This window comes from Scandinavium manionii (assembly GCF_024764775.1).
Taxonomy (GTDB): Bacteria; Pseudomonadota; Gammaproteobacteria; order Enterobacterales; family Enterobacteriaceae; genus Scandinavium; species Scandinavium manionii.
Map to the genome: position 1 here is coordinate 873,449 of NZ_JALIGC010000040.1, position 13,455 is coordinate 886,903.

12 protein-coding genes and 1 pseudogene are annotated in these 13,455 nt (G+C 54.9%); 8 read left to right on the plus strand and 5 right to left on the minus strand.

The window, feature by feature from the left end; all coding sequences use genetic code 11:
* The first annotated feature begins 62 nt into the window (after positions 1-62).
* The 6 genes from MUU51_RS21940 to MUU51_RS21965 are packed head-to-tail and all read left to right on the plus strand — an operon-like array spanning position 63 to position 7,491.
* Positions 63-1,328 carry an ABC transporter substrate-binding protein gene (locus tag MUU51_RS21940; protein WP_159775951.1) on the plus strand — a complete coding sequence of 422 codons (1,266 nt, stop codon included), beginning with the start codon at positions 63-65 and terminating at the stop codon, positions 1,326-1,328.
* Complete coding sequence (locus MUU51_RS21945) at positions 1,329-2,246, plus strand: carbohydrate ABC transporter permease (RefSeq protein ID WP_258968600.1); 918 nt, start codon at positions 1,329-1,331, stop codon at positions 2,244-2,246.
* On the plus strand, positions 2,246-3,091 hold the full coding sequence (locus MUU51_RS21950; protein WP_159776001.1) for a carbohydrate ABC transporter permease: 846 nt from the start codon (positions 2,246-2,248) through the stop codon (positions 3,089-3,091). The genes MUU51_RS21945 and MUU51_RS21950 overlap by 1 nt, the downstream gene beginning before the upstream one ends.
* Before the next feature lie 2 nt (positions 3,092-3,093).
* On the plus strand, positions 3,094-4,188 hold the full coding sequence (locus tag MUU51_RS21955; protein ID WP_159775949.1) for an ABC transporter ATP-binding protein: 1,095 nt from the start codon (positions 3,094-3,096) through the stop codon (positions 4,186-4,188).
* 12 nt (positions 4,189-4,200) lie between these two features.
* Complete coding sequence (locus MUU51_RS21960; RefSeq protein WP_258968601.1) at positions 4,201-5,841, plus strand: glycoside hydrolase family 13 protein; 1,641 nt, start codon at positions 4,201-4,203, stop codon at positions 5,839-5,841.
* A gap of 3 nt (positions 5,842-5,844) precedes the next feature.
* The gene (locus tag MUU51_RS21965) at positions 5,845-7,491 is read left to right on the plus strand and encodes a glycoside hydrolase family 13 protein (RefSeq protein ID WP_159775945.1); all 1,647 of its coding nucleotides are present in this window, start codon (positions 5,845-5,847) and stop codon (positions 7,489-7,491) included.
* A 48-nt stretch (positions 7,492-7,539) separates the two neighbouring features.
* On the opposite strand, the gene MUU51_RS21970 is transcribed toward MUU51_RS21965, so the two are convergent.
* Complete coding sequence (locus MUU51_RS21970; protein WP_159775943.1) at positions 7,540-8,058, minus strand: hypothetical protein; 519 nt, start codon at positions 8,056-8,058, stop codon at positions 7,540-7,542.
* Between the two features lie 348 nt (positions 8,059-8,406).
* On the opposite strand from MUU51_RS21970, the gene MUU51_RS21975 reads away from it, so the two are divergent.
* A complete protein-coding gene (locus MUU51_RS21975) occupies positions 8,407-9,030 on the plus strand; it encodes a helix-turn-helix domain-containing protein (protein ID WP_258968602.1) in 624 nt (207 codons plus the stop codon).
* A gap of 95 nt (positions 9,031-9,125) precedes the next feature.
* Positions 9,126-10,013 carry a hypothetical protein gene (locus tag MUU51_RS21980; RefSeq protein ID WP_159775939.1) on the plus strand — a complete coding sequence of 296 codons (888 nt, stop codon included), beginning with the start codon at positions 9,126-9,128 and terminating at the stop codon, positions 10,011-10,013.
* A 71-nt stretch (positions 10,014-10,084) separates the two neighbouring features.
* Here MUU51_RS21980 and uraH read toward each other — a convergent pair whose 3' ends face one another.
* The 4 genes and pseudogenes from uraH to pucG all read right to left on the minus strand — a co-directional run bounded on the left by uraH (position 10,085) and on the right by pucG (position 13,413).
* Positions 10,085-10,420, minus strand: a complete 336-nt coding sequence (gene uraH / locus MUU51_RS21985; RefSeq protein ID WP_159775937.1) for a hydroxyisourate hydrolase — start codon at positions 10,418-10,420, stop codon at positions 10,085-10,087.
* The gene (uraD, locus tag MUU51_RS21990) at positions 10,417-10,905 is read right to left on the minus strand and encodes a 2-oxo-4-hydroxy-4-carboxy-5-ureidoimidazoline decarboxylase (RefSeq protein ID WP_258968632.1); all 489 of its coding nucleotides are present in this window, start codon (positions 10,903-10,905) and stop codon (positions 10,417-10,419) included. The genes uraH and uraD overlap by 4 nt, the downstream gene beginning before the upstream one ends.
* 18 nt (positions 10,906-10,923) lie before the next feature.
* Positions 10,924-12,162 (minus strand): annotated as a pseudogene (hpxK, locus tag MUU51_RS21995) (allantoate amidohydrolase); the annotation flags it as partial.
* A gap of 18 nt (positions 12,163-12,180) precedes the next feature.
* Positions 12,181-13,413: a pyridoxal-phosphate-dependent aminotransferase family protein gene (gene pucG / locus MUU51_RS22000; RefSeq protein WP_159775933.1), complete on the minus strand. Its 1,233-nt coding sequence runs from the start codon at positions 13,411-13,413 to the stop codon at positions 12,181-12,183.
* Positions 13,414-13,455 lie beyond the last annotated feature (42 nt).

Genomic DNA, 13,455 nt, shown 5'->3' on the forward strand with positions numbered 1-13,455 from the left:
TTTGGAGATGGCGTGTTTATTTTTTATACCCACCTCTACAGCGAGTTAATAATGAGGACAGAATGAAAAAGCTGACGTTAAGTCTTATTACCTTAGCGCTGGCGAGCGTTGCTAACGCCGCGCTTGCCGATACCCTGCGTATGGAATGTCCGATCTCCCCTGGCGGTAAGGAATACTGCAACTACGTCAAAGACCGTTTCGAGAAACAGACCAACAACAAGCTGGAATTTATCGAATTCCCGGCGGCGTCGGATGAAAAGCTGGCCCTGCTCCAGCAGCTTTTTGCCGCGAAAGATGAAAAAGCGGTGGACCTCTTCCAGTCCGACACCATTTGGGTCGGCCTGCTGGATAAGCAAACGCTCGATTTAACCGATGCCGTTGCCGATATGAAAGGCGATTTCTTCCCTGGCCCGTGGGCGAACGACACCGTTAACGGCAAAGTGAAAGCCATTCCGGCTTATCTCGATACCGGGGTGCTCTATTACCGCAAAGACCTGCTCGAAAAATACAACGAACAGCCGCCAAAAACCTGGGCTGATTTAACGCGTATCGCCACCAAAATTCAGGCGGAAGAACGCAAGGCAGGACATAAAAACTTCTGGGGGATGATCTTCCAGGGAAAATCGTATGAGGGCCTGACTTGTAACGCGCTGGAGTGGGTTGATTCCTACGGCGGCGGCACGTTCATCGATGAAAAAGGGAACGTGACCATCAATAATCCGAAGGCGGCTGCCGCACTGGATATGGTCGCGGGCTGGATTGGCAAAATCACGCCGAAAGGCGCTCTGGGCTACAAAGAGGAAGAGTCGCGCGCAGTGTTCCAGAACGGAGATGCGCTGTTTATGCGTAACTGGCCTTATGCGTATTTGCTCTCGCAGGGCGCAGACAGCCCGCTGAAAGGTAAAGTCGGCGTCGCGCCGCTACCTGCCGGGCCGGACGGTAAATCGGCTAATGCGCTGGGCGGCTGGCAGTGGTCGATTAACGGCAACACCAAAAACAAAGAGGCGGCGATTGCGCTGCTGAAAATCCTCACTGACGCCGATTCGCAGAAAATGCAGCTGAAATACCTCGGCTTCGCCCCGACGCGTTCGGCGCTGTATGATGACAAAGCGGTCCTGGAAACCGCGCCGCATCTGACGATGTTCAAAGAGATCTTCGCCAATGCGGTGCCGCGTCCGGCGACAGCGACCAAAAGTCAGTATCCGCGCGTCTCTAACGCCATCTTTAACGTGACCTTCAAGGTGCTCAACGGTGGCAGCGACGGCAAAACCGCCGTGGCCGACCTGCAAAAACGCCTTGAGCGCGTGAAAGGGAAGGACTGGCATTAATTGGCTCGTCTCGGCTATCAACAGCGGCGCCGCCGTATCGCGTGGATACTGGTGGCGCCCGCGCTGATTCTCCTTGCGCTGGCGGCGGGTTGGCCGCTGGCGCGTACCTTCTTTTTCAGTTTTACCAACGCGATGCTCGACAACCCGAGCGACTATCAGATGGTCGGGCTGGCAAACTATTACTTCAATCACGACGGCCAAAGCAGCGGCGTGCTGGTGGACCCGCTGTGGTGGCAGGCGGTCGGCAACACGCTGTGGTTTACGCTGGTTTCCGTCAGCCTCGAATTGCTGCTCGGAATGCTGCTGGCGCTACTAATGAACGAAAAATTTCGCGGTCAGGGTTTGGTGCGTACCGCCATTCTGGTGCCGTGGGCGATCCCGACGATTGTCAGCGCCAAAATGTGGGGCTGGATGTTCCACGATCAGTACGGCGTGGTGAACTCCCTGCTGGCCAAAGTCTTTGGCTACCAGGCGCATCTGGCGTGGATCGCCGAGCCGTCGCTGTCGATGTGGGCGGTGGTGATCGCCGATGTCTGGAAGACTACGCCGTTTATGGCGCTGATGCTGCTGGCGGCGCTACAGCTGATCCCTGGCGATCTGTATGAGGCCGCTCGCGTTGACGGGGCCAGCGCCTGGCAACGCTTTAAGCGCATTACGCTGCCGCTGATCCTCCCCGCGATGATCGTGGCGCTTATCTTCCGTGTAATGGACGCGATGCGCATTTTCGACCTGATTTTCGTGCTGACGTCCAACAGCGAAGCGACGATGTCGATTTCCGGTTACGCCCGCGAGCAAATCATCTCGTATCAGGATATGGGCGTCGGCTCTGCGGCGTCAGTGCTGGTGTTCATGATGGTGGCGGGCATTGCAGCCTGCTTTATCCGCGTCTCGAAGCTTAACGAGAAGGAGAAGCGGTGATGAAAACCACCCGTCGTCAGCGCAAATTCGGCCACCAACTGGTGATTTATTGTGGTGCAACCGTCGCCGTACTGTTTTGCGTTTTTCCGTTTTATTACGCCATTCTGACCTCACTGCGCACCGGGCAGGAACTTTTTCTACCCGCCTATTTGCCGAACGGCTTTCACTGGCACAACTACGTGGTGGCACTAGTGGATAACGGTATCGCCCGCAGCCTGCTGAACTCGGTGCTGGTGGCGACGATTACCGTCGGCATCTGTCTACTGGTGTCGATTACCGCGTCGTTCGCCCTCGCGCGGGTGCCGTTTCGCGGACGTAAATTCCTGCTGTTTACCATTCTCTGCGTGTCGATGTTCCCGCAGGTGGCGGTGCTGACCGGGATGTTCGAATTGGTGCGTTTTCTGGGGCTGTACGACTCCCTCGGCGCACTGGTGCTCTCGTACACCACATTTTCGCTACCGTTCACCGTCTGGGTGCTGACCACGTTTATGAAGTCAATTCCGGTGGAGTTGGAAGAAGCGGCGATTGTCGACGGGGCGAAAACCTGGACTATTATCCGCCGGGTGTTTGCCCCGATTCTGGCGCCTGCGCTGGTCACTACCGGGCTGCTGGCGTTTATCGGCGCATGGAACGAATTCATGTTTGCACTGACGTTCATTATTTCCGGCGACAAGCGTACCGTGCCGGTGGCTATCAGCATGTTCAGCGGCGCGTCGACCTTTGAACTGCCGTGGGGCAGTATTATGGCGGCCTCGGTGGTGGTGACGCTGCCGATTATTGTGCTGGTGCTCATCTTCCAGAAACGCATTGTCAGCGGGCTGACCAGCGGAGCGATTAAGGGATAACTATGGGGCAACTGGTACTCGATAAAATATCTAAACGCTACGGCACCTCCTCGGAGGTGATTAAGCCCCTGGATTTGACCGTTAACGACGGCGAGTTTGTGGTGGTCGTAGGGCCGTCGGGCTGCGGCAAATCCACGCTGTTAAGGATGGTCGCCGGGCTGGAGGAAATCAGCGACGGCGAAATGCGCATCGACGGCGTATGCGTCAACGACGATTCGCCGTCTGAGCGCGGCATCGGAATGGTGTTCCAGTCCTACGCACTGTATCCACATATGACGGTGTACCAGAATATGGCCTTCGCGCTGGAAATGGCGAAGCTGCCGCCGACGGAAATCGACAAAAAGGTGCAGGCCAGCGCGCGCATTTTGCAGCTGGAGCAACTGCTCGACCGACGGCCGAAAGATCTCTCTGGCGGTCAGCGCCAGCGCGTGGCGATTGGCCGGGCGATTGTGCGTGAGCCGAGCCTGTTTTTGTTCGATGAACCGCTTTCCAACCTCGACGCCTCGCTGCGCGTACAGATGCGCATGGAAATTGCCGCGCTGCATAAACGCATCAACGCCACGATTTTGTACGTCACCCATGACCAGGTGGAAGCGATGACGCTGGCCGACCGCATCGTGGTGCTTAATCAGGGGCAGATTGAGCAAGTCGGTTCCCCGCTTGAGCTGTACGATCATCCCGCCAACCTGTTCGTCGCGCAGTTTATTGGGTCACCTAAAATGAATCTGATTGCGGGCACGATCGCAGAAACGGGCGAGCAGGAGACGGTTGTGGATCTGGAAAACCGACAACGCATTGTGCTGCCGGTGAATACGCTTGATGGGAAAGTCGGCAACAGCGTATGGCTGGGGATCCGCCCGGAGCACGTCCAGCTTATTGATTTAGCCGTGGCCGACGTGGAAGGCGAAGTGCTGTTTGTCGAGCAGATGGGCAACGAAACGTTGCTGTACGTTAATAGCGGCTATGGCAGCGAGCCGTTGGTTATCCGCCTGACGTCGCGGCTGGAGATCACGCCCGATCAGCGGGTTGGGCTGCGTTTGCCAACGGAGAGTTGCTATTTGTTTGAAGCGGATGGGCGGGCTTTCACGCGAATTTAAAAGGAGATCCCAGTGGAAAAAAAAGCATGGCACAACGCGGTGGTGTACCAAATCTACCCGCGCAGCTTTATGGACAGCGACGGTGACGGCATCGGCGACATTCCCGGCATCATCAGCAAACTCGATTACCTCCACCAGCTCGGCATCAACCTGATTTGGCTCTCGCCGGTCTACCGCTCGCCAATGGACGACAACGGCTACGACATCTCCGATTACGAAGATATTGCCGCCGAATTTGGCACCCTGGCGGACATGGACGCCCTGATTGCACAAGCCAAACAGCGCGGCATTCACATCCTGATGGATTTAGTCGTCAACCACACCTCCGACGAACATCCGTGGTTTCTTGAAGCGCTGAAATCGAAGGATAACCCGTACCGTGATTTCTATATCTGGCGCCAACCAGCGTCAGACGGCGGGCCCCCGAATAATTTCCGCTCCTATTTTGGCGGCAGCGGCTGGGCCTTTGACGAAGCCAGCGGCGAATATTTCCTGCATCAATTTTCTAAACGCCAGCCGGACCTCAACTGGGAAAACCCGCGCGTACACGAAGAGGTCCACGCCATGATGAACCGCTGGCTGGCGAAAGGCATCGGCGGTTTTCGCATGGACGTTATCGACCTCATCGGCAAAGAAGTCGATGCACAAATCATGGCCAACGGCAAAAATCTGCATGCGCTGATCCGCCAGATGAACCGCGCCACCTTCGGCAACGGCGATTACGTTACCGTCGGTGAAGCCTGGAGCGCTTCCCCCGCAGACGCCCTGCTGTACAGCGGCGCTGAACGTGAAGAACTGTCGATGGTGTTCCAGTTCGACCACATCAAACAGTTCTGGGATGAGCACGCCGGGAAATGGCGCAGCAAGCCGTTTGCGCTGGCCAGTTTCAAAGCGGTTATCGACAAATGGCAAACCGCGCTGGCCGATGACGGCTGGAACTCGCTGTTCTGGAGCAACCACGATTTACCCCGCGCGGTGTCGAAATTTGGCGACGAAGGCGAATTCCGCGAAGCCTCTGCCAAAATGCTAGCCACCGCCCTGCACTGCCTCAAAGGCACGCCATATATCTATCAGGGCGAAGAAATCGGTATGACCAATGTGCGTTTCAGCGACATCAACGATTACCGCGATATCGAAAGCCTGAATTTGTACCACGAACGGCTGGCAGACGGCGTCAGCCATGAAGAGATGATGCTGGGCATTCATGCCAATGGGCGCGACAACGCCCGCACGCCGATGCAGTGGGACGCCAGCCCCAATGCTGGTTTCACCAGCGGCACGCCGTGGATTGCAGTCAACCCGAACTATCCGGAGATAAACGTCGCGGCGGCCCTTGAACAGCCGGACTCGATCCTCTGGCATTACCAGAAGCTGATTGCCCTGCGCAAGCAGTATCCGGTGCTGGTTTACGGCGATTACCAGCCGGTGATGGCTGACCACCCGCAGGTATTTGCGTGGCTGCGCACGCTCGGCGACGAGCGGCTGCTGGTTATCAACAATTTCTCCGCCGAGCATCTCACCCTGGAGATTCCCGAGGCGATGCAACACTGGCACGGCGAGTGCCTTTCCAGCAACTACGCGCCGCGTGACCAACTGGCGGTGAGTCTTGAGCTGCAACCTTATGAATCTTTTGCGTTACGAATCGGGAGGTAAACGATGGCGAACTGGTGGAAAGAGGCGGTGGCCTACCAGATTTATCCACGCAGTTTTAAGGACAGCAACGGGGACGGCATCGGCGACCTGAATGGCATCACCGAGAAACTCGATTATCTGAAAGATCTTGGCATCGATCTGATCTGGATCTGCCCGATGTACACTTCACCGAATGATGATAACGGCTATGACATCAGCAATTATCAGGAGATCATGGCCGAATTTGGCACGATGGCCGATTTCGACCATCTGCTCGAACAGGTTCACCTGCGCGGCATGCGCCTGATTATCGACCTCGTGGTCAACCACACTTCCGACGAACATCCGTGGTTCCTTGAATCCCGCTCATCTCGCGATAACCCCAAACGCGACTGGTACACCTGGCGCGACGGCAAAAACGGTGCGGAGCCCAATAACTGGGAAGGAATTTTTAAAGGTTCGGCCTGGGAATATGACGCGAAAACGGAGCAGTATTATCTGCACCTGTTTACCCGTCGCCAGCCAGATTTGAACTGGGAAAACCACGACGTGCGCCGGGCGGTATACGACATGATGCACTGGTGGCTGGAGAAAGGGATCGACGGTTTTCGTATCGACGCGATTTGCCATATGAAAAAAGAACCGACACTTGCCGATGTGCCGAACCCGGACAAATTGCGCTATGTGCCGTCGATGAAAAGCCATCTGAACTACGACGGGCTGCTCGACTACGTCGACGACATGAGCCAGAAGGTGTTTCAGCATTACGACATTGTGACCGTCGGCGAAGTGAATGGCCTGGACTCTGAACACGCCGAGGAGTGGGTCGGCGAGCACCGCAACCGTCTGAACATGGTATTCCAGTTCGAACACGTTCGTCTGTGGGATCCGGAAGCCGGTTTGCGCCCAGAGCCTTCGGTACTGAAGACGATATTCACCGGCTGGCAGGCGGCGCTGGAAGGCAAAGGCTGGAATGCGCTGTACGTCGAAAACCACGATTTAACGCGCATTACTTCGCGCTGGGGCGACACCCAACATTACTGGCGGGAAAGCGCGACCTGCATTGCCGCGCTCTATTTTCTGATGCAGGGTACGCCGTTTATCTATCAGGGCCAGGAAATCGGTATGACCAACACCCGCTTCAGTGGGCTGGCCGATTTTGACGATGTCTCGGCGAAAAACATGTGGCGCGAAATGGCGGCGCTCGGTAAAAGCGAGGAGGAAATTATTGCGTTCCTTACCCACACCGGGCGCGATAATTCCCGCACGCCGATGCAGTGGAGCCACTCCCCCAACGCCGGTTTCAGCGAGGCGAAGCCGTGGTTTCACGTTAATGCCAACTACGAAATCATCAACGTCGCCAGCCAGCGGCAGGACCCGGATTCAGTACTCAACTTTTATCGCGCGTTAATCAGCCTGCGTAAGAAAGAACGCTCGCTTATCTACGGGCGTTATCAGCTGGAACTGGCGGATCACCCACAGATTTACGCTTATCGTCGCGAATTGGGCGATGAAACGTTTCTGGTGCTGTGTAATCTGTCATCGAAATCGGCCCGCTGGCCTGAAGCAGAATTACAGCTTAAAGGCGCGACGCGCGTGCTGGGGAATTATGCGGAGATTGATGAGCCTTACCGACTTCATCGTTGGGAGACGCGCATTTATAAGCTGTAGTTGAGCGGGAAAACGATTGAGGGTGGCTTTGCCACCCTCTTTCTTTATTCAGATAACGTTGTGACGGTCGCCCGCGGGTGCTTGCAGCATATCATCCTGAGTAATCGTAATCGCACTCAGCAATTCGCCTTCGCGGGTCTTTTGAATAAACTTCATTGACCAGCCATGTTCAAACAACGGGCCGGTGTGAACATCTGCTTTCAGTTTCTGAATAAGATTCTGTTTTTCTACGGCTTTAATTTTTGACTTTTGACCATCACTAATGTGGCGAATATCAGCCTGAGAAACATCGAGCAACGTGAGTTCATAAATCGCGACCTTATCCCGCTCATTCATACTGGCGCTGTCCAGTCGGGTGTTTTTATGAATCTGATGATTAACCGACGTTAAGTTTAACTGTTTAATCTCTTCGCGAAGATGATTCAGCGCGACCGCATACACTTTATTTTCCTGCGCAACATGCTTGCTCTCAACCTTATAATGCTGTGCAGAAAACCAGGCAATACCACCAGCAATAAATGCCATAGCCATAATGAGTACGGATTTGGAAGTTAATTTTTTCGTCATGGTATTATGCTGCCCGAAATATTACAGACTCATGAGATACATCCCCTGATATGCTCCGCAGTATGACGTTGTAAAAATCGATGTCAACGCCATCCTCGACTCATTTATGAAATGATATCTCATATGAGACCTTTCTCCCTCCAGGAAATATCATCAGCAAGAACATGCACCACGCTTCGTTATAGCGGATACTTGAGTATGGAATATCTACTATGACATATGGTTTCATTATCCAATTTTACTTTTAGCTCAATTTCAGTAAGCTTAGACGGGTAGAAGTATTCTGTTATACTGTCCGATGAAACACGCTACCTGCGTAATTAAACAGTCAGAATTATGGGAGAGGGGATGAAAAAGGAAAACAGCAATAACCTCTATAGTACTGATGAATTTAATGCATTCATGGATTTCGTAAAATCGCATGGAGTACAAATTCGATACAGTAAAGGCCAATCATTAAATCTAGAGAAAGCAGAAGTCGGCTTTGTACTTTCCGGACTGCTCGGCATTTATTATAAAGGTACAGGAAAATTCATCGACCATGCTTTTTACGGTATGCCAGCGATGGAAGATGATAAAATCATGTCAACGCAGCCGTTTTATTGCCGTACCGAAAGCGATGTGATTATTGCGAAAATCCCTATTCATAAAATATTTGAAATCAGTCATCCCGATCAAGTGTATCGCGGTGTTGTTTTCTCGGCGTTGATTTACTCTCTCATTGATAAGCTCGCCAATATCTATGACATCAGGCATGGCGGCAATGGCTACAAAGTGGTGAAAGAGTTAATTGAACTTTACCTCAATGAAATGCATATCACCCAGGGCCTGGCTAACTACATATTAAAACGCACTAATTTATCGAACAGTTATGTCTTTAAGATCCTGGCTACATTAAAGAAAAATGGATACATCGAAATAAAAAATGCACGCCTAACAAAAATACTCAAGCCATTACCCAATAAGATTTAATACCTTCATAAATTTTAATAGCTGATTTTATTTTTTATTCACCTAATTATTCAGGGGGATTGCCCCTGCCTATCTACACGCCAGGGTTTTTATTTATGATCAAGAAAAATGCGTTATTATATCTTTTCGCCAGTGCGGTTTGCTTTTCAAGCCTGGGCTATGCCGCTGATAAAGATGGCCCGTCGGCTGAAGAAATGGAAAAAATTGCAAAAATGACGGCCAACCCAATTGGTGCCGCCTGGATGTTCTGGACGCAATATGACAACACCACGTTTAGAGGCGACAAATTCAACGGCACGGTATCCCGAACCACTATTCAGCCCGTAATGTCCTTTCCATTAAAGTTTGGTCAACAAGACTGGAACTTCCTCGTCAGACCGGTGTTTCAGTTCTATAACACCCCTAATTTGGGCGATGTTTCAATTCACGGGGATGGGGCGATGTTTGCCCACGGCAGGAGCAGCGGCATGGGCGATACCGGTCTGTTGACCCTTGTTGGCCCGAACCGGGAAGATGGTTTTGTCTGGGGCGTCGGTGCGACGCAGCTCTTTGACACGGCGGAGAATGACTTCCAGGGCCAGGGCCGTTATCAGGTGGGCCCGGCGTTATTATTAGCAAAATTGGCTCCGCATCCTGGCGGCACTAACCTCGGATTATTGGCCCAGCACTGGTGGTCTGCGGATAATAAAACTAACCGGAAAGATACCAACCATACCGATATTCAGTATTTCATTAACTATCGTTTGAGCGGTACCGAATTGATCGGGATGAGTCCCGATATCACCATTGACTGGAAGAAAAAACAGGGCGACCGTTTAACGCTTCCGATAGGTTTAGGTTATTCCAACGTCGTTAAATTAGGCAAACTCCCGGTACGTTTTGCCGCTGAGCTGCAATATTCTGTTATATCGCCTGACGATATCGGTTCACGCTGGAACCTTAAATTTATGTTTATTCCGGTCTTGCCGAGCCCATTCCTTTAAGGGGGTTTAGTGGGTGTTTGTGAATACGTTTCACCCTCACCCCGAACTGCCCCCCCCAGGAGAGGGTGCGCTCACGACCCCCGATAGGTCGACCAGCCCCACGGGGCAATCAGAAACGGCAAATGATAGTGGTCTCCGCTACGCGGCAAGGTAACGTCAATTTGTGCCGACGGATATAACGTCTCCCGCCCGGTTTGCGCAAACCACTGCCCAATATCCGCCGTCAGTCGATAGCGCCCTGGGGCTAAATCGCCTTCGGACATCGAACCAATGCGCCCGTCAGCATTGGTTTCTGCCTCCTTCAACAACTGCCAGCCGCTTTCCGTTTGCTGTTCCAGGCGAATCATCACGCCCGCCGCCGGTTTTCCCAGCGACGTATCCAGGATGTGAGTCGAAATATGGCTCATCGGGCAAACACTCCTTCCAGCCGAAGTTGGGTAATTTGTCGCAGCTGCCGCAGCGCCTCCTGCACTTCATCAGCCTCGGTATTTTTCAGTCGTTGTTGCAGAATCGAGAGAATTTCGTCCCCGCTGCGCCCTTTGGCGCGGATCAGGAACACGCGACCAAACCGTGCTTCATAGTCGGCATTCCCTTGCTCCAGGGCCTGTGCCAGCGCCGCATCATGACTATTGACGGCAGACTGCTCCTGGCGTGAAAACGCCGATTCCGCTGAAATGCCTTTCGGTTTATCACCAATGCGCGGGTGCGCTTCCAGAGCAATGTCCAGTTCCGGTAACCGCCAGCATTCGCTCAGCGCGATAGCGGTTTCCAGCACGCTTTCAACGCTCGAAAAAGGCCGCGCCGCCGCCAACGCATGTTGCCATTCCGGCAGCGCGACGCAGGCTGCAATCATCGCTGCCGCCTGTTCCGGGCTGGCGGCATTGAACTGCATCAATGGATCCGGCTGCACAATTTCCTGTACCGCCAGGCTGAACGCCTGCAACGCCACCGCGACGTCACTTGCCTCGACGGATTCCGCAGGGTGATGACTGATGCCTCCCGCGCAGCGCACAAACAGCATCGCCACCGGCCAGCGTTCGGCCAGCGCCATCGAATCATGTCCGGCTCCGCTCGGCAGCGTTAGCGCTCTGCCCTGCACTTTTTCGCAGGCACGCATCAGCATGTCCTGCAGCGCAGGATCGCACGGCGTGGCGGGCGTGGTGTAAAAAATATCATGGGAGAATATCAGGCCGCGCTGCTGGGCAATCTGCTGCGCTTTTTCCAGTAGCTTAACCAGCAACGCTTCGCGCGTTTCCTCGGAGGGACTGCGAATATCGAGGCTCAGCGAGACGCTGCCGGGAATGACGTTCACCGCACCCGGCTGGCAATTCAGCGTGCCGACTGTCGCCACCAGCGTCGGGTCGCTCGCCCGGGTCAGCTGTTCAACAGCCATCATCCATTCGGCGGCCCCGGCCAGTGCATCACGACGCAGATTCATTGGCACCGTTCCGGCGTGCCCGGCTTCACCGTCGAAACGACAGTTCAGGCGACGCGCACCGTTGATGGCGGTCACCACGCCCAGCGCTAAATTTGCACCCTCCAGCACTGGTCCCTGCTCGATATGCAGCTCCAGGCTTGCGCTAAATTCTTGCGGTAAACGCGCTGCGTGGGCGATTCGCGATGGGTCCAGCCCGGCGTTAACCATTGCCTGTGCCACGCTAATGCCCTGCGCATCGCAACAATCCAGCCATTCCGGCGACCAGGTGCCGGTCAGCCCACGACTGCCGAGCAGCGTGATGCCAAAACGAGTGCCCTCTTCGTCGCCGAAACCGACGATTTCAATCGCCTGCTCCGCACGCACCTGATGCTGGTTCAGCCACGCCACGACCTCAATGGCCGTCAGCACCCCGAGCATGCCGTCGTAGCGCCCGGCGTTGCGCACCGTATCCAGGTGCGAACCAAGCAGCAGCGCGGGCGCGCCTTCCTGTTGCGCTTCGTAGCGCCCGCAAATATTACCCACCGCATCCTGCCAGGTGGTCATGCCCGCCTCGGCCATCCACTGCGCGACGCGCGCGTTAGCCTGTAAATGTTCAGGTGAGAGGTACACCCGGGTGAGTTCCCCAGGGGCGGCACTGATTTCAGCCAGCTGATCGCTTCGCGCCATTACGCGCGCTGCCGCCAGCCGGGCTTCTTCGGGCGTCATTGGCATCACGTTCTTTTGCATCAATCACCCCTCGTAGATGTCCCAGGCCGCCTGCATCGCAGCCCCCTGAGTAGTAGCGAAGCCCAGACGGTTCAGCACAGCTTCCAGCGCAGTCAGGGTCTGCAATACACAATCTTTACGCGCGTTGTAGCCCATGGTGCCGATACGCCAGATTTTGCCCGCCAGCGGACCAAACGAGGTGCCAATTTCGATGTGAAAATCGTTGAGCAGGCGCTGGCGCACTTCTTCGCCGTGCACGCCTGCAGGAATCACCACCCCGATTACGTTGTTCATTTTGTGGGAGATATCGCCGAACACCTCGAGCCCCATGCCCTGAATGCCATTCAGCATTGCGCGGCCGTGCAGTTCGTGGCGGGCGATCAGCGCGTCCATCCCCTCTTCCAGCATAATCCGCGCGCACTCCCGGGCGGCGAACAGCATACTGGTGGCTTCGGTGTGGTGGTTCAGGCGCTCCGGGCCCCAGTAGTCCATTACCATGCCGAGATCGAAATAGTTCGACCAAATCATTTCGTCTTCGCCATCCTGATGCAGATCGGTGCGGATCCCCTGCTCCACGCATTTTCGCGCGCGGATCGTCACTTCCATTTCGGCGCTGAGCGTGATCGGCGAACTGCCCGATGGGCCGCCGAGGCATTTCTGTAACCCGGCGGAGACCGCGTCCAGCCCCCAGGCATCGGTTTCAAGCACGTTGCCGCCGAGCGACGCGGTGGCATCGGTGTAAAACAGCACCCCGTGGCGACGGCAAATTTCACCCAGATTTTCCAGCGGTTGCAGCATGGTGGTGGAGGTGTCGCCCTGCACCGTCAGCAACAGACGCGGTTTGACGCGTTTGATCTCATCTTCAATGCGATCGGCGCTGAACACCTCGCCCCATGGCACTTCAATGGTATGGACTTCGGCCCGACAGCGGCGGGCAATTTCACACAACAGATGGCCGAAGCGGCCAAACACCGGGACCAGCACTTTATCGCCTGGACGAATGGCCGACAGCAGAATCGCCTCGATTCCGGCGCGGGACGTCCCGTCCACCAGCATCGTCCAGCGATTTTCGGTGCGGAACACGCCGCGATACAGCGCCATCACTTCATTCATGTAGTCAGTCATCACCGGATCGTACTGGCCGATCAGCTGGCTGGACATGGCGCGCAGCACGCGCGGATCGGCGTTGATCGGCCCCGGTCCCATCAGCAGGCGGTGAGGAGGATTAATGGGCGTAAATGGCTGAACCTCAAACATGGACACATCCTTTGGTCTGGAAACCGGTTATTGAAACGAATG